This window comes from Mycobacterium sp. NGS11 (assembly GCF_059813315.1).
The window spans coordinates 67,610-90,965 of the sequence record NZ_JCALEJ010000016.1 but is presented as its reverse complement, the minus strand read 5'-3'; the positions used below and the strand labels follow the sequence as shown (position 1 = coordinate 90,965).

The window sequence follows — 23,356 nt, the reverse complement described above, 5'->3', positions numbered from 1 at the left end:
GCCGCCGAGCCCGCCAAAATGGGTTCAGCCCAGCGATTTACGGAACGTGGCCTGCGCGTTGCACGTTTGCTGTACCGTAGCCCGCTATGGCGGGGGGTTCCCATCGGCCCAGAGCCGGCACGATCTCGCTGGACGACATCACTCGCAGGATCAGCGGCCCCGACGTCACTCGCAATGGCCATGCCGTCGCCCAGACAGCTTCTGCGCGCGAAGAACTGCCACGGGGCCGGTTCATCGCCGCGATCGTCGCTCTCGGCAGCGCGGAGTTGATGGCGTCGATAGAGCTGACGATCGGAATAGTGGCGCTTCCCAAGATCCAGAATGAGCTGAACCTGTCGAGCGCCGGGCGAAACTGGGTTGTGTTCGCCACCCTGTTGGCCTGCAACGGATTGATATTGGTCGGCGGTCGCCTCGGCGACACCATCGGCCGCAAGCGCGCCTTCGTCATCGGCACCGTGCTCTCTACCGTCGCATCGGTGATGTCCGCGATCGCGTGGGACGAAGGCAGCCTCGTGGTGGCGCGCATGTTGAAAGGCGTCGCGATCGCGATACTCGCACCGACGTGCTTGGCCCTCGTCGCGACGACCTTTCCTAAGGGCCGTTTACGCAATGGCGCCATGGCGGTGTTCACCGCGATGGGCAGCGTCGGCTCGGTGCTCGGCCTGGTGGTGGGCGGGATCATCACCGAAGTGTCTTGGCGGCTGGCGGTTTTCGTGACCGCGCCGATCGGGCTGCTGGCGCTCTACTTGGCCCACATCGCGCTTCGGGAAACGCAGAAGGAGCGGATGAAGCTCGATGTCGCGGGGGCCGTGCTGGCCACACTCGGTGTGACGGCGGTGGTCCTCGGCTTCTCGATGCAGTCGGGGAAGGGAGTGCTGTCGGCCGGCACCATCGGCGCGGGCGCGGTGGCCCTGGCGGCTTTCACCGCTTTCGCCGTTGTCGAGCGCAGGGCGGAGAACCCGGTGCTGCCGTTCAGCTTGTTCGCCGAGCGCAATCGACTGGCCACATTCGCGGCGTTGTTTCTCACCGGCGGGCTGATCATGGCCCTGATGCTCGTCGTCACCGTATACGTGCAAGACATCATGGGCTACAACACGCTCCAATCCGGCCTCGCCTTCATCCCGTTCGTCGTAGCGGCCGCCGTCGGGCTCGGCGCGGCCTCGCGGCTGGTGGTGTCGCTCCCACCGCGGGCGCTCGTGCTCGGCGGCAGCATCCTGATGTTCGGCGGCGCTCTGTACGCGTCGAATCTCCACCGTGGAGTCCCATATTTTCCTAACCTGGCGCTCCCGATCGTCGTCGCCGGTGTCGGCGTCGCCCTGATCGTGGTGCCGCTTTCGCTGTCGGTGATCGCCAGCGTCGGCCCCGATCGCATCGGGCCCACCTCGGCCATCGCGGTGGTGCTGCAGGGTCTGGGCGGGCCGGTGGTGCTTTCCGTCATCCAGGCCGCCATCACCTCCCACACACTGTCCCTGGGCGGCATCAGCGGCCCGGCGAAATCCATGAACGCCGCCCAGCTCCATGCGCTCGACCGTGGCTATACCTATGGTTTGCTGTGGCTCGCCGGGGCGGTCGTCCTGCTCGCGGCGGTGGCGCTGTTCATCGGCTACAGCGCGCAAGACGTGGCGCGGGCGCAGGAAGCCAAAATGGCCGCTGACCTGTAGCCGCCGTCGCGCCTCGCTTACCCTGCGAACGCGGCCGGGCGCCGGGTGAACCACTGTCCACCCAATTTGCCCTTTTCCGAACATCCGCTGCGACGGCCCCGGTAATCTCAGGCACGTGTTTGAGACGTCCATCCCGGATGTGCTGCGTGAACGTGCAAGTTTGCAGCCCAATGACCCAGCGTTCACGTTCATGGATTACGAGCAGGATTGGGCCGGAGTCCCCGAAACCCTGACCTGGTCTCAGCTGTATCGCCGGACTTCAAACGTCGCGCACGAACTCGGCCGCAGCGCATCCAGCGGTGACCGCGCGGTGATTTTGGCACCACAGGGGCTGGAGTACATCGTCGCATTTCTCGGCGCATTGCAGGCGGGGCTTATCGCCGTGCCGCTTTCGGCGCCCACCGGCGGCGTCCACGACGAGCGTGTGGACGCGGTCCTGCAGGACACCTCGCCCTCGGTCATCCTCACGACGTCGGCGGTTGTCGGCAATGTCGCCGAGTACGTCGAGGCGCGCAACGGCGGTGGTTCCAGTGCGTCGGTCATCGAGATCGACGCCCTGGACCTGGACTCAAGAGCAGCGTCCGACGGCGGCAGCGGCAGGTCCGATATCGCATACCTGCAATACACGTCCGGATCGACGCGCCGGCCCGCCGGCGTCATGATCTCGTACGAAAACGTGCTGGCCAATTTCCAACAGTGGGTACAGGCCTACTTCGCCGATTCCGGCATGGACATGACTGTGGTGTCGTGGCTGCCCTTCTACCACGACATGGGCCTGATGGCGGGAATCTGTAAGCCGGTGATCGGCGGAGTACACGCCGTTCTCATGAGCCCGGTGGCTTTCCTGGAGCGCCCCGCGCGATGGATGCAGCTGATGGCGACCCACAGGCGCGCCGTCACGGCGGGACCGAACTTTGCCTACGAGCTGGCGGTGCGCAAAACCACGGATGAGGACATGGCCGGGCTCGATCTCGGCGACGTCGTGGCGTTCATCAGTGGTAGCGAACGGATACATGCGGCGACCCTGCGGCGTTTCACCGAGCGGTTCGCCAAGTTCAATCTCGACCACACGGTGCTTCGCCCGTCGTATGGCCTGGCCGAGGCGGTTTTGTACGTGGCGACCAGCGCCTCGGGTCAACCCCCACGGATCGTCCGCTTCGATTCCGATGCGTTGTCCGCCGGGCGTGCGGAACCTTGTGCCAGCGGGGGGGCTCCGCTGGTCGGCTACGAGCTGCCGCCCTCGCCGATGGTGCGGATCGTCGATCCCGAGACCACCATCGAGTGTCCGGACGGGACGACCGGCGAGATCTGGGTGCACGGCCACAATGTCGCGTCGGGGTATTGGGGCAAAACCGAGGAGACGCAACAAACCTTCCGCGCGAAACTCGTCGATCCGTCGACGGGCACACCCGAGGGACCTTGGCTTCGGACCGGCGATTTGGGTTTCGTTTCTGATGGCGAGTTGTTCGTGATGGGGCGCATCAAAGATCTTTTGATCGTCTACGGGCGCAACCACTCTCCCGACGACATCGAGGCGACGATCCAAGAGATCACGCGGGGCCGCTGCGTGGCGATCGCGGTTCCCGACAAGGAGACCGAAAAGCTGGTCGCGATAATCGAATTCAAGAAGAACGGCGACTCCGCAGAGGTCGCGGCGGAGAAGCTTGTCGCCGTCAAACGCAAAGTCGCCTCGGCGATATCCAACTCACATGGGTTGGGCGTGGCGGACCTGGTTGTGGTGGCTCCCGGCTCGATTCCGATCACCACCAGCGGCAAGGTCAGGCGAGCGGCCTGCGTCGAGCAGTACCGGCAGAATCAGTTCGCCCGCTTGGACGCCTAGGCACTGGGGCGTCGGCGGAATTTGCGCCGGGCGCGTGGGATGCTCAGAGAATGACAACAGCCCGTGTACCGGGACTGCCGCCCGGTGAGGCCCAAGCCGCCGCCGACGAAGCCGCAGTGCCCAACTACATGGCCGAACTCAGCATCTTTCAGGTGCTTCTCAACCATCCGCCGCTGGCGCGCGCCATCAACGATCTGCTCGCCACCATGCTGTGGCACGGCGCGCTCGACCCCCGGTTGCGCGAGTTGGTCATCATGCGAATCGGCTGGCTCACCGCGTGCGACTACGAATGGACGCAGCACTGGCGGGTTGCGTCGAGGCTGGGCGTGGCCGCCGACGATCTGCTCGGAGTGCGCGACTGGCAAGGTCACGCCGGCTTCGGTCCCACCGAGCGCGCTGTGCTGGCCGCGACCGACGACGTGGTGATCCACGGTGCGGTGAGCGCCGACAGCTGGGCGGCCTGCGAACGTGAATTAAACGGCGACACAACGGTTCTCATCGAGCTCGTCACCGCCATCGGCGCGTGGCGGATGGTCTCGTCGATCCTGCACAGTCTGCAGGTCCCGCTTGAAGAGGGCGTGTCCAGCTGGCCCCCGGACGGCCGAGGGCCAACGCAGGCCGTAATCGATTGACATATCAATTCGTATCTCCTTAGCGTCGGGCAATGAGAACCAGAGTCGCCGAGCTGCTCGGAGTCGAATTCCCGATCTGCGCCTTCAGCCACTGCCGTGACGTGGTGGCGGCGGTGACCAATGCCGGCGGCTTCGGGGTCCTCGGCGCCACCGCGCACAGTCCCCGGCGCCTGGAGAGCGAGCTGGCCTGGATCGAGGAGCAGACCGGGGGCAAGCCCTACGGAGTCGACCTGCTGCTTCCGCCCAAATACGTTGGCGCCGAGCAAGGCGGCATCGACACCTCACAGGCCCGCACTCTGCTGCCCGACGAGCATCGCGCGTTCGTCGAGGACCTCCTGGCCCGCTACGGCGTCACGGCGTCCGCCGAGGAATCGCCCGGCTCAAGGGGCGGCCTGAGCATCTCGCCCAAGATGTACGAGCCGCTGCTCGACGTGGCGTTCTCCAGCAACATCCGGCTGATCGCCAGCGCACTCGGGCCGCCCCCGGCGGACGTCGTCCGCCGGGCACATGACCACGACGTGCTGGTGGCCGCGCTGGCCGGCACCACCCGGCACGCGCAACGGCACGCCGCGGCGGGTGTCGACCTGATCGTCGCCCAAGGCACCGAGGCGGGCGGTCATACCGGCGAGGTGGCGACGATGGTCCTGGTGCCCGAGGTCGTCGATGCCGTGGCGCCGGTGCCCGTCCTCGCCGCCGGTGGAATCGCCCGCGGTCGCCAGATCGCGGCGGCGCTCGCCCTGGGCGCCGAGGGCGTGTGGTGCGGCTCGGTGTGGCTGACCACCGAAGAAGCCGAGACGGTGCCCGTGGTCAAGGAGAAATTCCTGGCCGCCAGTTCTTCGGACACGGTGCGATCGCGCTCGATGACTGGCAAGCCGGCACGGATGCTGCGCACGGCCTGGACCGACGAGTGGGAGCGGCCGGAAAACCCGGATCCGCTGGGCATGCCCCTACAGACCGCGCTGATCACCGAGCCCCAGATGCGCATCAACCAGGCCGCCGCGCACCAGGGCGCCAAGGCGCGTGAGCTGGCCACCTACTTCGTCGGCCAGGTGGTGGGGTCGCTCGACCGGATCCGCCCGACGCGCTCTGTGGTGCTCGACATGGTCGACGAGTTCATCGACACCATCGGCCGGCTCGACGGCCTGGTCGAGAAGTGATCCCGGGTCGTTTGTCCAGGTCAGGGTCGCAAACCTGACCGGATGCTGTGCGCTCGCCGCAGGAATCCGTACAGAATCCCCGACACGCCATCCAGGGATTTGACCGCGACATACCCGTCGTGCATGATCGGTCCGGTAAGCACCTCGTTAGGTGAGGCGTCTACACGAATACAGGCCACTGACCCCGAACGTCGAAAGACGCCCCGGGTCAGGACAGCTCCTCCCGGCTTAAGGGTTGAGCCCAGGTGGCTTCCGGCTCGGATTGTTTTCCAGGCCAGGACACGTCGTGTGGTGCCGAAGCTCTGACGAGAGGGGTGCGGTTCTCCGACGGTCGTCGGGTTCTGCTCGTTTGCTGCGCATAGATTGCATGCGAACCGCGTGTGCGTCGTGACCGCGAGGAGGTGAGGGACAGATGCGTTCTAGCGACAGTCCGGATCGAAGTCCGAACTGTGTTTCGTCCCCATCCGGTCTCCGGCGCGACCTTCTCGGCTGAGCCGTCGCAACGCTAAGTGGTTATCGGCCAAGCGTTCTCGAGATCGGAACCGACACGGGGCGGGACACGTCAGTCCAAACAGTCCGCGTTGGATCTCCCCTCTAGGAGGCGAAAATGACCGCAGCTTTCTACGACGAAGTAACGACCGTAGCGCCCGTCCGCACGCTGACCGTGGTGCGCGACACCGACACCTTCCCGGCGGCCGCTCCGGCTCCCGAGGTGCGCCGCCGGGCGGACAACCCGCAGTTTGCCGCTAGTGGCGACCTGCTGGTGGACGGCGCCGCTCGGCTGCTGAGCGTGCCGCTGCGTCACGTGTATGCCGCGCTGTGGCGGGTTGGCGTCCTCGAGGTCCGGGCCTGACTTTCCTTGCCGCGAGCCTGCAACTGCCGACGACTTCGCTCGGCGTTCGCGTGGGCAGTTGCAGTCTCGCGGTAAAATCAACTGGCGTCGATCCGGCCATCACCGGGGAGCCTTCGGAAGAACAGCCGTCGGCGGCTCAGTAGAACCGAACGGGTAGGCCCGTCACAGCCGTCATCGAGTGGCCACGCGAAAGCGCGGCAAGCGGGGTGGTACCGCGGCGCTCGCGCAGCCAGCGCGTCGTCGTCCCCGGTTTGCACCGTGGCACAGGAGACAACGCGCATCGTGACCGACAAGGCCGACGTCAACACCTACCCGAAGCCAGGAGCGCCCGACTTTCCCGCGCTTGAGCTCGAGGTGCTGGACTACTGGGCCCGCGACGACACCTTCCGGGCCAGCATCGCGCGGCGCGATGGCGCACCGGAATACGTGTTCTACGACGGGCCGCCGTTCGCGAACGGCCTGCCGCATTACGGGCACCTGCTCACCGGCTACGTCAAGGACATCGTCCCGCGCTACCGCACGATGCGCGGGTACAAGGTGGAGCGCCGCTTCGGCTGGGACACCCACGGCCTGCCGGCCGAACTCGAAGTCGAGCGCCAACTGGGCATCACCGACAAATCGCAGATCGACGACATGGGCATCGCCGCGTTCAACGACGCCTGCCGCGCCTCGGTGCTGCGCTACACCGACGAGTGGCAGGCCTACGTCACCCGCCAGGCGCGCTGGGTCGACTTCGACAACGACTACAAGACGCTCGATCTGCCCTACATGGAGTCGGTGATCTGGGCGTTCAAACAGCTGTGGGACAAGGGCCTGGCCTACGAGGGCTACCGGGTGCTGCCGTACTGCTGGCGCGACGAAACCCCGCTGTCCAACCACGAATTGCGGATGGACGACGACGTGTACCAGAGCCGCCAAGACCCGGCCCTCACGGTCGGATTCAAGGTGGTCGGCGGACCGCTGAACGGGGCCCACCTGCTGGTGTGGACGACCACGCCGTGGACCCTGCCCTCCAACCTCGCGGTCGCCGTCAACCCCGACGTGACCTATGTCGAGGTGCGCTCTGGGGAGCGGCGTTTCGTGCTGGCCGAAGCGCGGCTGGCCGCCTACGCGAAGGAGCTGGGCTTCGAAAAAGGAGATGCACCCGAGATCCTGGCCACTTATCTCGGCGCCGACCTGCTGGGCACCCGCTACCTGCCGCCTTTCCCGTATTTCATGGACGCGGCCAACGCATTTCAGGTGCTGCCCGGCGACTTCGTGACGACCGAGGACGGCACCGGCATCGTGCACATGGCGCCCGCCTACGGCGAGGACGACATGGCGACCACCGACAAGGTCGGCATCACCCCGGTCACGCCGGTCGACTCCAAGGGGCGATTCGACGGCACCGTCCCGGATTACCAGGGACAGCATGTGTTTGACGCCAACCCGCACATCATCCGTGATCTGAAGAACGGCAGCGGTCCGGCCGCGGCCAACGGCGCGGTGCTGCTACGCCACGAAACCTACGAGCACCCCTACCCGCACTGCTGGCGCTGCCGCAACCCGCTGATCTATCGGGCGGTGTCGTCCTGGTTCGTCGCGGTCACCCAATTCCGGGACCGGATGGTCGAACTCAACCAACAGATCACGTGGTACCCCGAACACGTCAAGGAAGGCCAGTTCGGCAAGTGGCTGCAGGGCGCCCGCGACTGGTCGATCTCGCGAAACCGCTACTGGGGCACCCCGATTCCGGTGTGGAAGTCCGACGACCCGGCCTATCCGCGCATCGACGTGTACGGCGGCCTCGACGAACTCGAACGCGACTTCGGGGTGCGGCCCACCAACTTGCACCGGCCTTTCATCGACGAGCTGACCCGTCCCAACCCCGACGACCCGACCGGGGCAAGCACCATGCGCCGCATCCCCGACGTGCTCGACGTGTGGTTCGACTCGGGATCGATGCCGTATGCGCAGGTGCACTACCCGTTCGAGAACGACGAGTGGTTCGACGGTCATTACCCGGGTGACTTCATCGTCGAGTACATCGGCCAGACCCGGGGCTGGTTCTACACGCTGCACGTCCTGGCGACCGCGCTGTTCGACCGCCCCGCCTTCAAAACCTGTGTGGCACATGGCATCGTGCTGGGCTCCGACGGCCAGAAGATGAGCAAGTCGCTGCGGAACTACCCCGATGTCAGCGAGGTGTTCGACCGCGACGGCTCCGACGCCATGCGCTGGTTCCTGATGGCCTCGCCGATTCTGCGCGGCGGCAACCTCATCGTCACCGAGCAGGGCATCCGCGACGGCGTGCGCCAGGTGTTGTTGCCGTTCTGGAACGCCTACAGCTTCCTGGCCCTATACGCGCCCAAAGTCGGTACCTGGCGGACGAATTCAACGCAGGTGCTCGACCGCTACATCCTGGCCAAGCTCGCCGAGCTGCGCGACGACCTGACCCACGAGATGGACACCTGCGATATCTCGCGGGCCTGCGAGCAACTGCGCCAGTTCACCGAGGCGTTGACGAACTGGTATGTGCGACGGTCGCGTTCGCGGTTCTGGGCGGAGGATGTCGATGCCATCGACACTTTGCACACCGTGCTGGAGGTGACCGCGCGGCTGGCCGCGCCGTTGCTTCCCTCGGTGACCGAGATTGTCTGGCGCGGCCTGACCGGGGGGCGGTCGGTGCACCTGACCGATTGGCCGCAAGCCGGTGACGTGCCCGCCGACCCAGACCTGGTCTCCGCGATGGATCAGGTCCGCGAGGTCTGCTCGGCCGCGTCGTCGCTGCGCAAGGCCAAGAAGCTGCGGGTGCGGCTACCACTGCCGAAACTGACCGTGGCGGTGGACAATCCGCAGCGACTGGAGCCGTTCGTGGACCTCATCGCCGACGAACTCAACGTCAAGAGCGTGGAGCTGACCGATGCGATCGACACCTACGGCCGCTTCGAACTCACCGTGAACGCGCGGGTGGCCGGGCCGCGGCTGGGCAAGGACGTGCAGGCGGCCATCAAGGCGGTCAAGGCGGGGGAGGGCGTCGTCAATGTGGACGGCACCCTGACCGCCGGACCCGCGGTGCTGCAACCCGAGGAATACAGCTCCCGACTGGTCGCCGCGGACCCGGAATTCACCGCGGCCCTGCCCGACGGGGCGGGCCTGGTGGTGCTGGACGGTACGGTAACCCCCGAACTCGAGGCCGAGGGCTGGGCCAAGGACCGGATCCGCGAGCTGCAGGAGCTGCGCAAGTCGTCGGGTTTGGATGTCTCCGACCGGATTTCGGTGGTGATGGCGGTGCCGGACGAGCGCGCCGACTGGGCGCGCGCCCACCGCGACCTCATCGCGGGTGAAATCCTGGCCACCAGTTTCGAATTCGGCGATCCGGCCGACGGTGCCGAGATCGGTGATGGCGTGCGGGTGAGCATTTCGAAATCCTGACCGCGAAACTGTATTCCACGACGCATTTCCCGAGTGGAGCTGTCGGCAGTTGCAGTTTCGTGAGATGGCAGGGGCGTCTGGCACCCTGCTGTCGTGAGCGCAGAACTTTTCGTCGGTACTGAAGCCGTTCGCGCGGGAGCGTACACGGAACGTGAGCTTCGGCGCTCCTGCACCCGCATCTACCGGAACGTGTATCAGCGGCCGGGCAGGGAGCTGACTGCCCGGGATCGCGCGATCGCCGCGTGGCTATGGTCGGGAAAAGAAGCCGTGGTGGCAGGCTGCTCTGCAGCAGCGCTGCTCGGCACTGAGTGGATCGACCCCCACACGCCTGCTGAATTGGTATGTGATCGCACCCGTCCGCCGTCGTTGATCATCACCCGCAACGAAACCTTGAGCGACGGGGAGATTACAGCGGTCAACGGCGTGCCGGTCACCTCGCCAGCCCGTACGGCGTTTGACCTTGGGCGGCGGCCAGGATTGACGGTCGCGGTGATCCGGATCGATGCTCTTGCACGGGCCACCGGAGTTACCGCCAAAGACGTGTATCCGCTGGTGCACTCCCGCCGTGGCGCCCGCGGCATGAAGCAGTTGCGGCGCGTGCTGCCCTTGATCGACGCGGGTGCCGAATCGCCGCAGGAGACGCGGACCAGGCTCGTCCTGATGCGCGGCGGTCTGCCCAGGCCGCAGACCCAAATCGAGGTGCGCAACGTCTGGGGCGCGGTGTTGGCCAGGATCGACATGGGTTGGGAGGAGTGGCTTGTCGGGGTGGATTACGACGGCGCGCAGCATTGGCTGGATCCGCGCATTCGCGCCGACGATATCGATCGCACCGCCGAACTGGAGCGACGGGGATGGCGCTTGGTCCGGGTCAGCGCCGACCTACTACGACATCGGCCGGAGGTCGTCGTGGACCGAGTTCGACGTGCTTTGGCGGCCGCCGGCTGTCCAGTGTGACAGCGAGATTGCAACTGGCAACACGTTTTCCGAGATGACCGGCCGCCACTTACAGTTTCGCGGAAAATTCTAGGGTCGCAGCGCCCGCTGGGCATGCGGCCAGAACGGCATGCCGGCCACCACGGTCGCGCCGGTGGCGATGACGCCGACCGCGACGTCCACGCTCTTGCGACCATCCGATGCCCAGTAGACGTCCTTGAGGTCTAACAGCAGCGCCAGCTCGTCGACGATCATGGCGTTCGCGGCGCCGTACGCCACCGCTGCCGCGGGATGACGCCGTTGCGCTTCCGTGCCGCGCAGGCCGATGCCGGCCACCGTCGCCAGCATGCCGATGCCGATGTTGTAGTGGTGGAAGTGATTGCCGCCCAGGGACATACCGCCACCCGAGGGGCCATGGCCGGCGCGAATCCAGTGGGTGAGGCCGCGCAGGCCGGCGAAGGTGAGGGTGAACGACGCCCAGGCCAGCACCGTCGTTTGTTCCCCTGGCTGCAGCCGCTGGTCCCACTGATGACGCAGCCGCGCCCACCGCGTCGAGGGCGGCGAACCCTCGGACGGAACGGCCATGTCGCCGGGCCCGGTGTCCATTATTTGACTGCGCGCCAGCGCAGCCGCCCTCCGCGAACTCCGACCTCGACGCGACCAAACCCCGCCGCGCGCAACCGATCCGGCAGGGTATCCGGTGACACCGTGTTGCAGGTGTCACGAAAATGCAGGATCCGGAACCACAGCGAGGTCACGCTGTCGCTGCCGGCGAACACGCCGCCGGGGCGCAGAACCCGGAACGCCTCGGCGAACAGCCGGTCCTGCAGCTCGGCGGTCGGGACGTGATGCAGCATGGTGAACGACACCACCGAGCTGAACTCGTCGGACGGCAAGCCGGTGGCCGTGGCGTCGCCGTTGATGATGCGCGCCCGGTCGCCGTAGAGCCGCTGCAGGCGCTCGGCCATCGGGGGGTCGATCTCCACCGCGGTGAGCCGCGGCGTCTTGTCCACGAGCACCCGCAGGATCGCGCCGTAACCCGGCCCGATCTCGAGGGTGTTGTCGCCCAAATCCACATCGGCGAGCGCCCACGGCAGCAGATCCTCCTCGACCGCCTTGGCCCAGCGGTTCGAGCTGCAGATCCGGCGGTGCGCGAGGTTCATGGCCATGGCGAAAACGTTAGTCGAACTGGCCCGGCGGGTGGGCCCTAGCATCGAGGGAGTGGAGTCGCGGTGGGTGCTGCACCTGGATATGGATGCGTTCTTCGCCTCCGTCGAGCAGCTCACCCGCCCGACGCTGCGCGGCCGCCCGGTGCTCGTCGGCGGGGTGGGCGGGCGCGGCGTCGTGGCCGGCGCCAGCTACGAGGCCCGAGTGTTCGGAGCGCGTTCTGCCATGCCCATGCATCAGGCCCGCCGGCTGGTCGGTGTGAATGCAGTGGTGCTGCCGCCGCGCGGCGTGGTCTACGGACTGGCCAGCCGGCGCGTCTTCGACACCATTCGCACGGTGGTGCCCGTCGTCGAGCAGCTGTCCTTCGACGAGGGTTTCGGCGAACCCGCCCAACTCGCGGGCGCGTCCGCCGAGGACGTGGAGGCGTTCTGCGAGGACCTGCGGCGGGTGGTCCGCGATCACACCGGCCTGATCGCCTCCGTGGGCGCCGGTTCGGGCAAGCAGATCGCCAAGATCGCGTCCGGACTGGCCAAGCCCGATGGGGTCCGGGTGGTGCGCCGCGAGGAGGAACGACTGCTGCTCGGCGGGCTGCCGGTGCGCCGGCTGTGGGGTATCGGGCCGGTCGCCGAGGAGAGGCTGCATCGTCTCGGGATCGAGACCATCGGCGAGCTGGCCGCGCTGACCGAGGCCGAGGCGGCCAACATCCTGGGCGCCACGATCGGGCCCGCGCTGCACCGGCTGGCGCGTGGCATCGACGACCGCCCGGTCGCCGAGCGCGCCGAGGCCAAGCAGATCAGTTCCGAATCGACCTTCGCCGTCGACCTGACCAGCCTGGAGCAGTTGCGAGAGGCCATCGAGCCGATCGCCGAGCACGCCCATCACCGCCTGCTGCGCGACGGCCGTGGCGCGCGCACCGTGACCGTCAAGCTGAAGAAATCCGACATGAGCACGCTGACCCGGTCCGCGACGCTGCCCTACGCCACCACCGAGGTTGCCGCGCTGGTCGGCATGGCCCGCCGGCTGCTGCTCGATCCGCGCGAGATCGGCCCCATTCGCCTTCTCGGCGTGGGCTTTTCGGGGCTGAGCGACGTGCGCCAGGAGTCGCTGTTTCCGGACCTGGAACTGCCGGAGCCGCAAGCGGATTCACCGTCGGCCGAGACCGCGACCGAGGCGATGTTCGCCCCGGGCCCAGCGGAGGCCGCGGGGTGGCGGATCGGCGACGACGTGGCCCACCGGGAGCTCGGGCACGGCTGGGTGCAGGGGGCGGGCCACGGCGTCGTCACCGCGCGATTCGAAACCCGCAGCTCCGGTCCCGGTCCGGCCCGGACGTTTCCCGCCGACGGCGGCGACCTGGTGCGCGCCAACCCGGTGGACTCGCTGGATTGGCCCGATTACACCGGCGGGCTGCAGGCCGAGGCGCTGTCAGCCCCACCGCGCGACGACGTCGGCGAGCGGTAGCTCCGCGGCCAGCGCGGCGATCAGCAGGACGCGCACCTGAGGCGGTCGCAGCCGCGGCACCAGCACGGCCCCGGCGGCCGCCATCTCGTGCCCGGGGCCATAGCTGGCGCCGACCCGCCCGCCCGGGACGCGGGTGGACACCGCGACGACGACCCCGTCGCCGCAGTGCCGGCGCACCGCCTCGACCACCGCCGGCCCGGCGTTTCCCGAACCCAGCGCCTCGAGCACCACGCCCCGCGCCCCGGCGGCCACGCATGCGTCGAGGGCCACCCCGTCGCTGCCCAGGTATGCCGCAACGATGTCGACGCGCGGCGCGGCGGCCGCCCGCAGATCGCCGACGTACGGACGGGTCTTCGGGCCGGTGAGTGTCACCTGGCCGGTCACGGCGCCGACCGGCTGACCGATGAAGCCGCTCAGGTCTTCGGTGGCCACCTTGCTCATGCCCAACGGTTGCAGCACCCGGCCGGCGAAACACAGCACCACGCCCAGGCCGCGCGCGGCCGGGCTGGCCGCCACCGCCAGCGCGTCGCGCACGTTTCGGGGGCCGTCGGCATCGGCGGCGTCGGCGCTGCGCATCGCCCCGGTCAGCACGACGGGCGCCTGGCCCCCATAGGTCAGATCGAGCCACAGCGCGCTTTCCTCCATGGTGTCGGTGCCATGAAGCACCACCACACCATCGGCGCCGCCGTCGACCGCGGCCGTCACCGCGTCGCGGATCCGGTCCCAATCGGCCAGCGTCAGCTCCGAGCTGTCGAGCGCCAGCAGGTCCACGACGTCCACGTCGTGCTGTTCGCGGAAGGGCGCCGTCAGATCCGCCCCGCTGTACGAGGGTCGGTGCACCCCGTCGGCGCCGGTGCCGGTCGATATCGTGCCTCCGGTGGCGATCACGGTGAGCCGGGCCATGCTGGCATCATTGCGCATCGCCGCTGCGCGAACATGGCTAGCCTGCGTGGGACAGTAGGGGATGATGGGGAAGTGCCTGAAGAACCAACGAAGTCGACCGAGCCGGTGACCTCGGCCGAAGGGGCCGGTGCGGCCGCCCCGGTCGAGCGGGACGCGGTGCCGGGGACCGACGCGGCACCCGAACCTGCGCCACGGCGGCTGCGGCTGCTGCTGTCGATCGCGGCGATAGTCCTGATCCTCGACGTCGTCACCAAGGTCCTCGCCGTCAAACTGCTGCCGCCCGGCCAGCCGGTGCCGATCATCGGCGACACAGTGACCTGGACCTTGGTGCGCAATTCGGGCGCGGCCTTCTCGATGGCGACCGGCTACACCTGGGTGCTGACCCTGATCGCGACCGGTGTGGTTGTCGGCATCTTCTGGATGGGGCGGCGGCTGGTGTCGCCCTGGTGGGCGGTGGGCCTGGGCATGATCCTCGGCGGCGCCATGGGCAACTTGGTCGATCGCTTCTTTCGCGCCCCGGGACCGCTTCGCGGGCATGTCGTGGATTTCCTGTCGGTCGGCTGGTGGCCGGTGTTCAACGTCGCCGATCCGTCGGTGGTCGGCGGCGCCATCCTGCTGGTGGTGCTGTCGATCTTCGGGTTCGACTTCGACTCCGTCGGTCGGCGCAAGGGCGACGGCGGAGACCGTACGGGTGAGTGACCGCTCCATGCCCGTCCCCGAGGGACTGGCGGGTATGCGCGTGGATGCCGGGCTGGCACGGCTGCTGGGATTGTCGCGCAGCGCGGCGGCCGCTCTTGCCGAAGACGGCGGTGTTGAACTCGACGGTGTGCAGGCCGGCAAGTCGGACCGGTTGACCGGCGGCGCATGGCTGCAGGTGCGCCTGCCCGAGGCGCCCGCGCCGCTGCAGAACACGCCCGTCGACATCGAGGGCATGACGATCCTGTACTCCGATGACGACATCGTCGCTGTCGACAAGCCTGCGGCGGTGGCCGCGCACGCGTCGGTGGGCTGGACCGGGCCCACGGTGCTCGGTGGGCTGGCCGCCGCCGGTTATCGGATTACCACGTCGGGGGTGCCCGAGCGGCAGGGGATCGTGCATCGCCTCGACGTCGGCACGTCGGGGGTGATGGTGGTGGCGCTGTCCGAACGGGCTTACACCGTGCTCAAGCGGGCGTTCAAACAGCGCACCGTCGACAAGCGCTATCACGCGCTGGTGCAAGGACATCCGGACCCGTCCAGCGGCACGATCGACGCGCCGATCGGGCGTCATCGCGGCGGCGAGTGGAAGTTCGCCGTCACCAAGGACGGCCGGCACAGCCTCACCCACTACGACACCGTGGAGGCGTTCGTCGCCGCGAGTCTGCTCGACGTGCACCTGGAAACCGGCCGCACCCACCAGATCCGGGTGCATTTCTCCGCGCTGCACCACCCGTGCTGCGGTGACCTCGTCTACGGCGCCGACCCGAAGCTCGCGAAAAGGCTTGGGCTGGAACGGCAATGGTTGCATGCGCGTTCGCTGGGCTTCGCCCATCCGGCCGACGGCAGACGGATCGAAATCGTCAGTCCCTACCCGCCGGATCTGCAGCACGCGCTCGACGTGCTGCGCGACGAGGGCTGACTCACTCGGGCTTTCGCGCCTCGACGAGCAGCCGCACGGAGTGAGTGACGAACGGCCCTTCAGATTCGATCCGCTCGTGCAATTCGGACAGCCGCTCGCGATAGCGCTGCACGGTGAAGTCGGGCACCGTCCAGATCACCTTGCGCAGGAAATACACGACGGCGCCGATGTCGAAGAACTCGGCGCGCATCCGCTCCATCCGTAGATCCACGATCTGCAGGCCGGCCGCCTCGGCCTGGGCGCGCACGGCGTCCGGATGGAACTCGGCCCATTTCTGTGGCTGCGGGCCGATGAAGTGCTCGACCAGCTCGCCCATGGTGGCCGGGCCGATCTGCTGGGCGAAGTAGGTGCCGCCGGGCCGCAGCACCCGCAGGATCTCGGTCCACCAGACGGAGATCGGATGACGCGTGGTCACCAGGTCGAAGGCGGCATCGCCGAACGGCAGCGGCGGCTCGTCGGAAGTCGCGACGACCACCACGCCGAGCGGATGCAGGCGCTGGGTGGCCAGCGCGGCGTTCGGCGGCCAGGTCTCGACGGCCGCCATGGTGGGCGGGAACGGCGCCGCGCCGGACAACACCTCCCCGCCGCCGGTGTGAATGTCCAGCGCGGCCGACACCGTCGCCAACCGGTCCCTGAGCAGGCGCTGGTAACCCCACGACGGGCGTTCCTCGGTGGCCCGGCCGTCCAGCCACGAAAAATCCCAGCCCTCGACCGGGGCGGCGTCCGCCTCGGCGATCAGGTCGTCAAATGTGCGCCGCATGTCACGCATGCTAGGCGCCGCTGCCGGGCACGCGCCGCTGCCGGGGACGCGCCGATGCCGGGGACGCGCCGAGATTGCCGCCACGGTCGTGATCCCCCCATGACCGCAGCCGCCGCGGCAATCTCGGCGCAATCTCGGCGCAACCACTCAGACGTTGACCTTGCCGGCGTCGGCCGTCGCGATCTCTGGAGCAAGCGGTGCGATCGCGCCGAGAATCTCGGTCACGGTCTTCGACGGCACCCCCGCGGCCGCCAGCGCGTCGGCCAAATGTCCGGCCACCAAACTGAAGTGGTGCATCGTGATCCCGCGGCCTTGGTGTACCTGCCGCATCGGGGCGCCGGCGTAGGGCTCCGGGCCGCCCAGGGCGGCGGCGAAGAACTCGACCTGTTTGCCCTTGAGGCGGTTCATGTTCGTGCCGGTGAAAAAACCGGACAGCTGATCGTCGGCGAGCACCCGAACGTAGAAGTCCTCGACCACGACTTCGATCGCCTCGTGTCCACCGATGCGGTCATACATGGGTGCCGGTGCCGGCTTGCGGAAGCGCGCCAGAATTTTCATGAGCACGATTGGAACATCTCGGCGTTGCTCGTCGGTAAGTGCGCGATCACGGCCGGATTGCTCTGTGTAACAAGCGGATTGCCCAACGCTGGCGGTAGTACTGGTCGGGCCGTGAGAGTGGTCGCGGTGTTACATGACCGCAATCCGCATCGGGGTGAGCCGCCGATGTCCTAGGTTGGCTTAATGATGCACGTCACATCACTCGCACAGCCCCGCAAGGCGGTCGTGGTCTACGGGCAGGCCAGTTGCGGTCGGGGGGCTCACATCATCAGGAGCGAAAGCCGATGAATCTTGGTGACTTAACGAACTTGGTGGAGAACTCGATCGGAAACCTGGTGGAAAAGCCGCTGGCTACGGTGTCTCACCTCGTCAACACCCCGAACTCGGCCGGACGGTACCGGCCGTTCTATCTGCGGAACCTGCTGGACGCGGTGCAGGGCCGCACGCTCGAGGAGGCCGTCAAGGGCAAGACCGTCCTGATCACCGGGGGATCGTCGGGCATCGGTGAGGCTGCCGCGAAGAAGATCGCCGAGGCCGGGGGGACCGTGGCGCTGGTCGCCCGCACCCGGGAGAATCTGGAGAAGGTCGCCGACGAGATCCGCGGCGACGGCGGCACCGCCGAGGTGTATCCCTGCGACCTGTCCGACATGGACGCGATCGCGGCCATGGCCGACCAGGTGCTCAGCGACGTCGGCGGCGTCGACATCCTGGTCAACAACGCCGGGCGGTCGATCCGGCGCTCACTCGAGCTGTCCTACGACCGCATTCACGACTATCAGCGGACCATGCAGCTGAACTACCTGGGCGCGGTTCAGCTGATCCTCAAGTTCATCCCCGGGATGCGCGAGCGCGGATACGGGCACATCGTCAACGTCTCCTCGGTGGGCGTGCAGACCCGCGCGCCGCGCTTCGGCGCCTACATCGCCAGCAAGGCCGCGCTGGACAGCCTGTGCGACTCGCTGCAGGCCGAGACCGTCAACGACGGCGTCAAGTTCACCACCGTGCACATGGCTTTGGTGCGCACCCCGATGATCAGCCCGACCACGCTCTACGACAAGTTCCCGGCGCTGACGCCGGACCAGGCGGCCGGGGTGATCGCGGACGCGATCGTGCACCGGCCCCGCCGGGCCAGCTCGCCGTTCGGGCAGTTCGCCGCTGTCGCCGACGCCGTCAACCCGGCGGTGATGGATCGGGTGCGCAATCGGGCGTTCGCCATGTTCGGCGACTCCAGCGCCGCGAAGGGCAGTGAAGCATCAACTGACACAACGGAATTCGACAGACGCAGCGAGAACTTCGTGCGGGCGACCCGAGGGATACATTGGTGACACCATGAGCCTTCCAAAACCTGACATTCAAACCACCGTTGTCATCACCGGCGCGTCGTCCGGCATCGGCGCCGAACTGGCTCGCGGGCTGGCCCGCCGTGGCTTCCCGCTGTTGCTGGTCGCGCGGCGCCGCGAGCGCCTCGACGAGTTGGCCAACGAGGTCGGCCAGGAGTACTCGGTCGCCATCGAGGTGCTGCCGCTGGACCTCGGCGACAGCAAGGGCCGTGGCAAATTGGCGGACCGGTTGCGCAGCGAGCCGATCGCCGGCCTGTGCAACAGCGCCGGTTTCGGGACCAGCGGGGTGTTTCACGAGCTGCCGCTGGAGCGCGAGAGCGAAGAGGTCACCCTCAATGCGCTGGCGTTGATGGAACTGACCCACGCGACGTTGCCGGGCATGGTCAAGCGCGGTACCGGCGCGGTGATGAACATCGCGTCCATCGCGGGGTTTCAGCCGGTGCCCTTCATGGCGGTGTACTCGGCCACCAAGGCTTTCGTGCAGACGTTCTCCGAAGCGGTGCACGAGGAGTTGCACGGGACGGGCGTGTCGGTCACCTGTCTGTGCCCGGGGCCGGTGCCGACGGAGTGGGCCGAGATCGCCAATGCCGAGCGGTTCAGCATCCCCATTGCGCAGGTGTCGCCGCGCGACGTGGCCGAGGCGGCCATCGGCGGCATGCTGTCCGGCCGGCGGACGGTGGTGCCCGGCGTGGTGCCCAAGGTGGTCAGCACTGGCGGCCGGTTCGCGCCGCGCAGCCTGCTTTTGCCCGGCATCCGGATCGGCAACCGATTCCGCGGCGGGCCCAAGAAGTAATCTTTCGCCGAGCTGGGGGCACCTCCCGCTTGCGGACGTCACGCTAGCGTGGCATCGAGCACCTAGCGTCACGCCAGCGTGGCGGTCGGGGAGTGAGCAAGGAGGATTCGCGTGGCTGCTGTGGACCTGACCGCCGACGTCCCGATGACCCCGCAGGACATGTGGGACCACGTCTCCGACCTGTCGGACCTGGGCGACTGGCTGATCATGCACGAGGGATGGCGTGGCGAACTGCCCGACGAGATCGCCGAGGGCACCCAGATCGTCGGCGTGGCGCGGGCCAAGGGACTGCGCAACCGGGTGACTTGGACGGTCACCACGTGGGACCCGCCGCACGAGATGGCGATGTCAGGGTCCGGCAAGGGCGGGGCCAAATACGCCGTCACCCTCAGCGTGCGGCCCACGGCGGATGGTTCGACGCTGGGTCTGCGCCTCGAACTGGGCGGACGGCCGCTGTTCGGTCCGGTGGGCTCGGCGGCGGCGCGCGCCGTCAAGGGCGACGTCGCGAAGTCACTGCAGAACTTCGTCGAGTTGTACGGATAAACCGGTTCGTGGCGATCGCAAGCGCGGCGAAGCTGGGCGCGGGCGGGTCGCCACCAATAAACACAGACACACGCCGCGACACGCCGAACTCGTGTCGGTCCGCGGTCATAGACTGGCGTCCCTATGAACCACTCGTCCTTCGTGCACCTGCACAACCACACCGAGTATTCGATGTTGGACGGTGCCGCGAAGATCGCGCCGATGCTGGCCGAGGTGGACCGGCTGCAAATGCCCGCGGTCGGGATGACCGACCACGGAAACATGTTCGGCGCCAGCGAGTTCTACAACGCGGCGACCAAGGCCGGGATCAAGCCGATCATCGGCGTCGAGGCCTACATCGCGCCGGCCTCGCGCTTCGACACGCGGCGCATCCTGTGGGGCGACCCGGGCCAGAAGTCGGACGACGTGTCGGGCAGCGGCTCCTACACGCACATGACGATGGTGGCCGAGAACGCCACCGGCCTGCGCAACCTGTTCAAGCTGTCCTCGCTGGCGTCGTTCGAGGGTCAGCTCGGCAAGTGGTCGCGGATGGACGCCGAGATCATCGCCGAACACGCCGAGGGCATCATCGCCACCACCGGCTGCCCGTCGGGTGAGGTGCAGACCCGGCTGCGGCTGGGCCATGAGCGCGAGGCGCTGGAGTCGGCCGCCAAGTGGCGCGAGATCTTCGGCGCCGACAACTACTTCCTGGAGCTGATGGACCACGGGCTGTCCATCGAGACGCGGGTCCGCGACGGGCTGCTGGAGATCGGCCGCAAGCTGGGCATCCCGCCGCTGGCCACCAACGACTGCCACTACGTCACCCGCGACGCCGCCCACAACCACGAGGCGCTGCTGTGCGTGCAGACCGGCAAGACGCTCTCGGACCCCAACCGGTTCAAGTTCGACGGCGACGGCTACTACCTGAAGTCGGCCGCCGAGATGCGACAGATCTGGGACGGCGAGGTCCCCGGTGCCTGCGACTCGACCCTGCTGATCGCCGAGCGGGTGCAGTCCTACGACGAGGTGTGGGCGCCGCGCGACCGGATGCCGATCTTCCCGGTGCCCGAGGGTCACGACCAGGCGAGCTGGCTGCACCACGAGGTGCTGGCCGGGTTGGCGCGCCGCTTTCCGTCCGGTGTCGGCCAGGACTACATCGACCGGGCCGAGTACGAGATCAAGGTCATCTGCGACAAGGGCTTCCCGTCCTACTTCCTGATCGTCGCCGACCTGATCAACTACGCGCGGTCGGTCGACATCCGGGTGGGGCCGGGGCGTGGCTCGGCGGCGGGCTCGCTGGTGGCCTACGCGCTGGGCATCACCAACATCGACCCGATCCCGCACGGTCTGCTGTTCGAGCGCTTCCTCAACCCGGAACGCCCGTCGGCGCCCGACATCGACATCGACTTCGACGACCGTCGTCGCGGCGAGATGGTGCGCTACGCCGCCGAGAAGTGGGGCTCCGACCGCGTCGCCCAGGTCATCACCTTCGGCACCATCAAAACCAAAGCGGCGCTGAAGGATTCGGCCCGCATCCACTATGGCCAGCCCGGCTTCGCGATCGCCGACCGGATCACCAAGGCGCTACCGCCGCCGATCATGGCCAAGGACATTCCGCTGTCGGGCATCACCGACCCGGGCCATGAGCGGTTCAAGGAGGCCGCCGCGGTCCGCGGCCTGATCGAAACGGACCCGGACGTGCGCACCATCTACCAGACCGCGCGCGGCCTGGAGGGCCTGATCCGCAACGCCGGTGTGCACGCGTGCGCGGTGATCATGAGCAGCGAGCCGCTGACCGAGGCCATTCCGCTGTGGAAGCGGCCCCAGGACGGCGCGATCATCACCGGCTGGGACTACCCGTCGTGTGAGGCCATCGGCCTGCTGAAGATGGACTTCCTGGGCCTGCGAAACCTGACGATCATCGGCGACGCCCTGGAGAACATCAAGAGCAACAGGGGAATCGACCTCGACCTGGAATCGGTGCCGCTGGACGACAAGCCCACCTATGAGCTGCTCGGCCGCGGCGACACCCTGGGCGTGTTCCAGCTCGACGGTGGGCCGATGCGAGATCTGTTGCGCCGCATGCAGCCCACCGAGTTCAACGACATCGTCGCGGTGCTGGCGCTGTACCGCCCCGGCCCGATGGGCATGAACGCCCACAACGACTACGCGGACCGCAAGAACGGTCGTCAGGCGGTCAAGCCGATCCACCCCGAGCTCGAGGAGCCGCTGCGCGAGATCCTGGCCGAGACCCACGGCCTGATCGTCTACCAAGAGCAGATCATGTTCATCGCCCAGAAGGTCGCCTCCTACACCATGGGCAAGGCCGACGCGCTGCGTAAGGCGATGGGTAAGAAGAAGCTCGAGGTGCTCGAGGCCGAGTACAAGGGCTTCTATGAGGGCATGACCGCCAACGGCTTCTCCGAAAAGGCGGTGAAAGCGTTGTGGGACACCATTCTTCCGTTCGCCGGTTACGCGTTCAACAAGTCGCACGCGGCCGGCTACGGCCTGGTCTCCTACTGGACCGCCTACCTCAAGGCCAACTATCCGGCCGAGTACATGGCCGGCCTGCTGACGTCGGTGGGCGACGACAAGGACAAGGCGGCCGTCTACCTGGCCGACTGCAGAAAGCTCGGCATCACCGTGCTGCCGCCGGACGTCAACGAGTCGCTGGTGAACTTCGCCTCGGTGGGGCGGGACATCCGGTTCGGGCTCGGCGCGGTGCGCAACGTCGGCGCCAACGTGGTCGGCTCGCTGATCGGCACCCGCAACGGCAAAGGCAAATTCACCGACTTTTCGGACTACCTGAACAAGATCGACGTCGCGGCCTGCAACAAGAAGGTCACCGAGTCGCTGATCAAGGCGGGGGCATTCGACTCGCTGGGTCACGCCCGTAAGGGCCTGTTCCTGGTGCATACCGACGCGGTCGACTCGGTGCTGGGCACCAAGAAAGCCGAGGCGATGGGCCAGTTCGACCTGTTCGGCGGCGGGGAAGACGGGGTCGGCTGCGACTCCGTGTTCAACATCAAAGTGCCCGACGACGAGTGGGAGGACAAGCACAAGCTCGCCCTGGAGCGAGAGATGCTGGGCCTGTACGTGTCCGGGCATCCGCTCAACCAGGTGGCGCACCTGTTGACCGCGCAGGTCGACACCCAGATCCCGGCCATCCTCGACGGTGATGTCCCCAACGACGCCCAGGTGCGGGTCGGGGGCATCCTCGCGTCGGTCAACCGGCGGGTCAACAAGAACGGGATGCCTTGGGCGTCCGCTCAATTGGAGGACCTCACCGGTGGCATCGAGGTGATGTTCTTCCCGCAGGCGTACTCCGTGTACGGGTCCGAGATCGCCGACGACGCCGTGGTGCTGATCAAGGCCAAGGTATCGCTGCGCGACGACCGCGTCGCGCTGATCGCCAACGAACTTGTGGTGCCGGACTTTTCCAATGCGCAGCCGAACCGGCCGCTGGCGGTCAGCCTGCCGACACGGCAGTGCACCATCGACAAGGTCACCGCGCTCAAGCAGGTGCTGGCTCGTCACCCCGGCACGGCGCAGGTGCATCTGCGGCTGATCAGCGGGGACCGGATCACCACCCTGGAACTGGATGCCTCCCTTCGGGTTACGCCGTCGCCGGCGCTGATGGGGGACCTCAAGGCGTTGCTCGGCCCGGGCTGCCTGGGCGGGTAGACGCCGGCGCGCCCACCGCCGCTCCTCCGCGAGTGTGAAGTTAGTTTCACACTCGCGTTCGAA

Annotated in this window: 19 protein-coding genes and 1 riboswitch; of the genes, 14 read left to right on the top strand and 5 right to left on the bottom strand. The window is 67.6% G+C overall.

Annotated elements, in window-relative coordinates; all coding sequences use genetic code 11:
• Nucleotides 1-269 precede the first annotated feature (269 nt).
• From AC5Y4T_RS18075 to AC5Y4T_RS18045, 7 genes are all read left to right on the top strand, one after another.
• Nucleotides 270-1,661 (top strand): MFS transporter, encoded by a 1,392-nt coding sequence (locus AC5Y4T_RS18075; RefSeq protein ID WP_499950804.1) that lies wholly within the window; start codon nt 270-272, stop codon nt 1,659-1,661.
• 115 nt (nt 1,662-1,776) lie between these two features.
• Nucleotides 1,777-3,501, top strand: coding sequence for an AMP-binding protein (locus AC5Y4T_RS18070; protein WP_499954657.1), 1,725 nt, complete (start codon nt 1,777-1,779; stop codon nt 3,499-3,501).
• 50 nt (nt 3,502-3,551) lie between these two features.
• Complete coding sequence (locus tag AC5Y4T_RS18065) at nt 3,552-4,133, top strand: carboxymuconolactone decarboxylase family protein (protein WP_499921728.1); 582 nt, start codon at nt 3,552-3,554, stop codon at nt 4,131-4,133.
• 32 nt (nt 4,134-4,165) lie between these two features.
• Nucleotides 4,166-5,290 (top strand): NAD(P)H-dependent flavin oxidoreductase, encoded by a 1,125-nt coding sequence (locus AC5Y4T_RS18060; protein ID WP_499921727.1) that lies wholly within the window; start codon nt 4,166-4,168, stop codon nt 5,288-5,290.
• 136 nt (nt 5,291-5,426) lie between these two features.
• Nucleotides 5,427-5,611: riboswitch (M-box (ykoK) riboswitch) on the top strand.
• A gap of 286 nt (nt 5,612-5,897) precedes the next feature.
• Nucleotides 5,898-6,143, top strand: coding sequence for an Rv1535 family protein (locus AC5Y4T_RS18055; RefSeq protein WP_499921726.1), 246 nt, complete (start codon nt 5,898-5,900; stop codon nt 6,141-6,143).
• A gap of 282 nt (nt 6,144-6,425) precedes the next feature.
• On the top strand, nt 6,426-9,557 hold the full coding sequence (gene ileS, locus AC5Y4T_RS18050; protein WP_499954655.1) for an isoleucine--tRNA ligase: 3,132 nt from the start codon (nt 6,426-6,428) through the stop codon (nt 9,555-9,557).
• A gap of 93 nt (nt 9,558-9,650) precedes the next feature.
• On the top strand, nt 9,651-10,511 hold the full coding sequence (locus AC5Y4T_RS18045; RefSeq protein WP_499954653.1) for a type IV toxin-antitoxin system AbiEi family antitoxin: 861 nt from the start codon (nt 9,651-9,653) through the stop codon (nt 10,509-10,511).
• A 69-nt stretch (nt 10,512-10,580) separates the two neighbouring features.
• Here the strand turns inward: AC5Y4T_RS18045 and AC5Y4T_RS18040 are convergent, their stop codons facing one another.
• Together AC5Y4T_RS18040 and AC5Y4T_RS18035 are read right to left on the bottom strand one after the other, a co-directional pair.
• A complete protein-coding gene (locus tag AC5Y4T_RS18040) occupies nt 10,581-11,096 on the bottom strand; it encodes a hypothetical protein (protein ID WP_499954651.1) in 516 nt (171 codons plus the stop codon).
• Complete coding sequence (locus tag AC5Y4T_RS18035) at nt 11,096-11,659, bottom strand: class I SAM-dependent methyltransferase (RefSeq protein WP_499954649.1); 564 nt, start codon at nt 11,657-11,659, stop codon at nt 11,096-11,098. Before AC5Y4T_RS18035 ends, AC5Y4T_RS18040 begins: the two co-directional genes overlap by 1 nt.
• 52 nt (nt 11,660-11,711) lie before the next feature.
• On the opposite strand from AC5Y4T_RS18035, the gene AC5Y4T_RS18030 reads away from it, so the two are divergent.
• The gene (locus AC5Y4T_RS18030) at nt 11,712-13,115 is read left to right on the top strand and encodes a DNA polymerase IV (RefSeq protein ID WP_499954665.1); all 1,404 of its coding nucleotides are present in this window, start codon (nt 11,712-11,714) and stop codon (nt 13,113-13,115) included.
• Here AC5Y4T_RS18030 and AC5Y4T_RS18025 read toward each other — a convergent pair.
• Nucleotides 13,080-14,036, bottom strand: a complete 957-nt coding sequence (locus AC5Y4T_RS18025) for an asparaginase (protein WP_499954647.1) — start codon at nt 14,034-14,036, stop codon at nt 13,080-13,082. The two genes, AC5Y4T_RS18030 and AC5Y4T_RS18025, sit on opposite strands and share 36 nt — an antisense overlap.
• Before the next feature lie 54 nt (nt 14,037-14,090).
• Between AC5Y4T_RS18025 and lspA the strand changes: the two genes are divergently transcribed.
• Nucleotides 14,091-14,717 carry a signal peptidase II gene (gene lspA, locus AC5Y4T_RS18020; RefSeq protein ID WP_499954645.1) on the top strand — a complete coding sequence of 209 codons (627 nt, stop codon included), beginning with the start codon at nt 14,091-14,093 and terminating at the stop codon, nt 14,715-14,717.
• Nucleotides 14,710-15,636, top strand: a complete 927-nt coding sequence (locus AC5Y4T_RS18015; protein WP_499921713.1) for an RluA family pseudouridine synthase — start codon at nt 14,710-14,712, stop codon at nt 15,634-15,636. Before lspA ends, AC5Y4T_RS18015 begins: the two co-directional genes overlap by 8 nt.
• A 1-nt stretch (nt 15,637) precedes the next feature.
• Here the strand turns inward: AC5Y4T_RS18015 and AC5Y4T_RS18010 are convergent, their stop codons facing one another.
• Together AC5Y4T_RS18010 and AC5Y4T_RS18005 are read right to left on the bottom strand one after the other, a co-directional pair.
• The gene (locus AC5Y4T_RS18010; RefSeq protein ID WP_499954643.1) at nt 15,638-16,396 is read right to left on the bottom strand and encodes a class I SAM-dependent methyltransferase; all 759 of its coding nucleotides are present in this window, start codon (nt 16,394-16,396) and stop codon (nt 15,638-15,640) included.
• Nucleotides 16,397-16,543: 147 nt separating this feature from the next.
• Complete coding sequence (locus AC5Y4T_RS18005) at nt 16,544-16,954, bottom strand: group I truncated hemoglobin (RefSeq protein ID WP_499954641.1); 411 nt, start codon at nt 16,952-16,954, stop codon at nt 16,544-16,546.
• A 284-nt stretch (nt 16,955-17,238) separates the two neighbouring features.
• On the opposite strand from AC5Y4T_RS18005, the gene AC5Y4T_RS18000 reads away from it, so the two are divergent.
• The 4 genes from AC5Y4T_RS18000 to dnaE all read left to right on the top strand — a co-directional run bounded on the left by AC5Y4T_RS18000 (nt 17,239) and on the right by dnaE (nt 23,293).
• On the top strand, nt 17,239-18,279 hold the full coding sequence (locus tag AC5Y4T_RS18000) for an SDR family NAD(P)-dependent oxidoreductase (protein ID WP_499950757.1): 1,041 nt from the start codon (nt 17,239-17,241) through the stop codon (nt 18,277-18,279).
• 4 nt (nt 18,280-18,283) lie between these two features.
• Nucleotides 18,284-19,087, top strand: coding sequence for an SDR family NAD(P)-dependent oxidoreductase (locus AC5Y4T_RS17995; RefSeq protein WP_499954639.1), 804 nt, complete (start codon nt 18,284-18,286; stop codon nt 19,085-19,087).
• Between the two features lie 111 nt (nt 19,088-19,198).
• Nucleotides 19,199-19,630, top strand: a complete 432-nt coding sequence (locus tag AC5Y4T_RS17990) for a type II toxin-antitoxin system Rv0910 family toxin (protein ID WP_499954637.1) — start codon at nt 19,199-19,201, stop codon at nt 19,628-19,630.
• Between the two features lie 123 nt (nt 19,631-19,753).
• Nucleotides 19,754-23,293 carry a DNA polymerase III subunit alpha gene (dnaE, locus tag AC5Y4T_RS17985; protein ID WP_499954635.1) on the top strand — a complete coding sequence of 1,180 codons (3,540 nt, stop codon included), beginning with the start codon at nt 19,754-19,756 and terminating at the stop codon, nt 23,291-23,293.
• Nucleotides 23,294-23,356: the final 63 nt, after the last annotated feature.

Bases quoted from the DNA above. Each gene is read 5' to 3' on its own strand.
- AC5Y4T_RS18075 (WP_499950804.1), top strand. From the start codon at position 270: ATGGCGTCGATAGAGCTGACGATCGGAATAGTGGCGCTTCCCAAGATC.
- AC5Y4T_RS18065 (WP_499921728.1), top strand. From the start codon at position 3,552: ATGACAACAGCCCGTGTACCGGGACTGCCGCCCGGTGAGGCCCAAGCC.
- AC5Y4T_RS18060 (WP_499921727.1), top strand. From the start codon at position 4,166: ATGAGAACCAGAGTCGCCGAGCTGCTCGGAGTCGAATTCCCGATCTGC.
- AC5Y4T_RS18055 (WP_499921726.1), top strand. From the start codon at position 5,898: ATGACCGCAGCTTTCTACGACGAAGTAACGACCGTAGCGCCCGTCCGC.
- AC5Y4T_RS18040 (WP_499954651.1), bottom strand. From the start codon at position 11,096: ATGGACACCGGGCCCGGCGACATGGCCGTTCCGTCCGAGGGTTCGCCG.
- AC5Y4T_RS18035 (WP_499954649.1), bottom strand. From the start codon at position 11,659: ATGGCCATGAACCTCGCGCACCGCCGGATCTGCAGCTCGAACCGCTGG.
- AC5Y4T_RS18025 (WP_499954647.1), bottom strand. From the start codon at position 14,036: ATGCGCAATGATGCCAGCATGGCCCGGCTCACCGTGATCGCCACCGGA.
- AC5Y4T_RS18010 (WP_499954643.1), bottom strand. From the start codon at position 16,396: ATGCGGCGCACATTTGACGACCTGATCGCCGAGGCGGACGCCGCCCCG.
- AC5Y4T_RS18005 (WP_499954641.1), bottom strand. From the start codon at position 16,954: ATGAAAATTCTGGCGCGCTTCCGCAAGCCGGCACCGGCACCCATGTAT.
- AC5Y4T_RS18000 (WP_499950757.1), top strand. From the start codon at position 17,239: ATGAATCTTGGTGACTTAACGAACTTGGTGGAGAACTCGATCGGAAAC.
- AC5Y4T_RS17995 (WP_499954639.1), top strand. From the start codon at position 18,284: ATGAGCCTTCCAAAACCTGACATTCAAACCACCGTTGTCATCACCGGC.
- dnaE (WP_499954635.1), top strand. From the start codon at position 19,754: ATGAACCACTCGTCCTTCGTGCACCTGCACAACCACACCGAGTATTCG.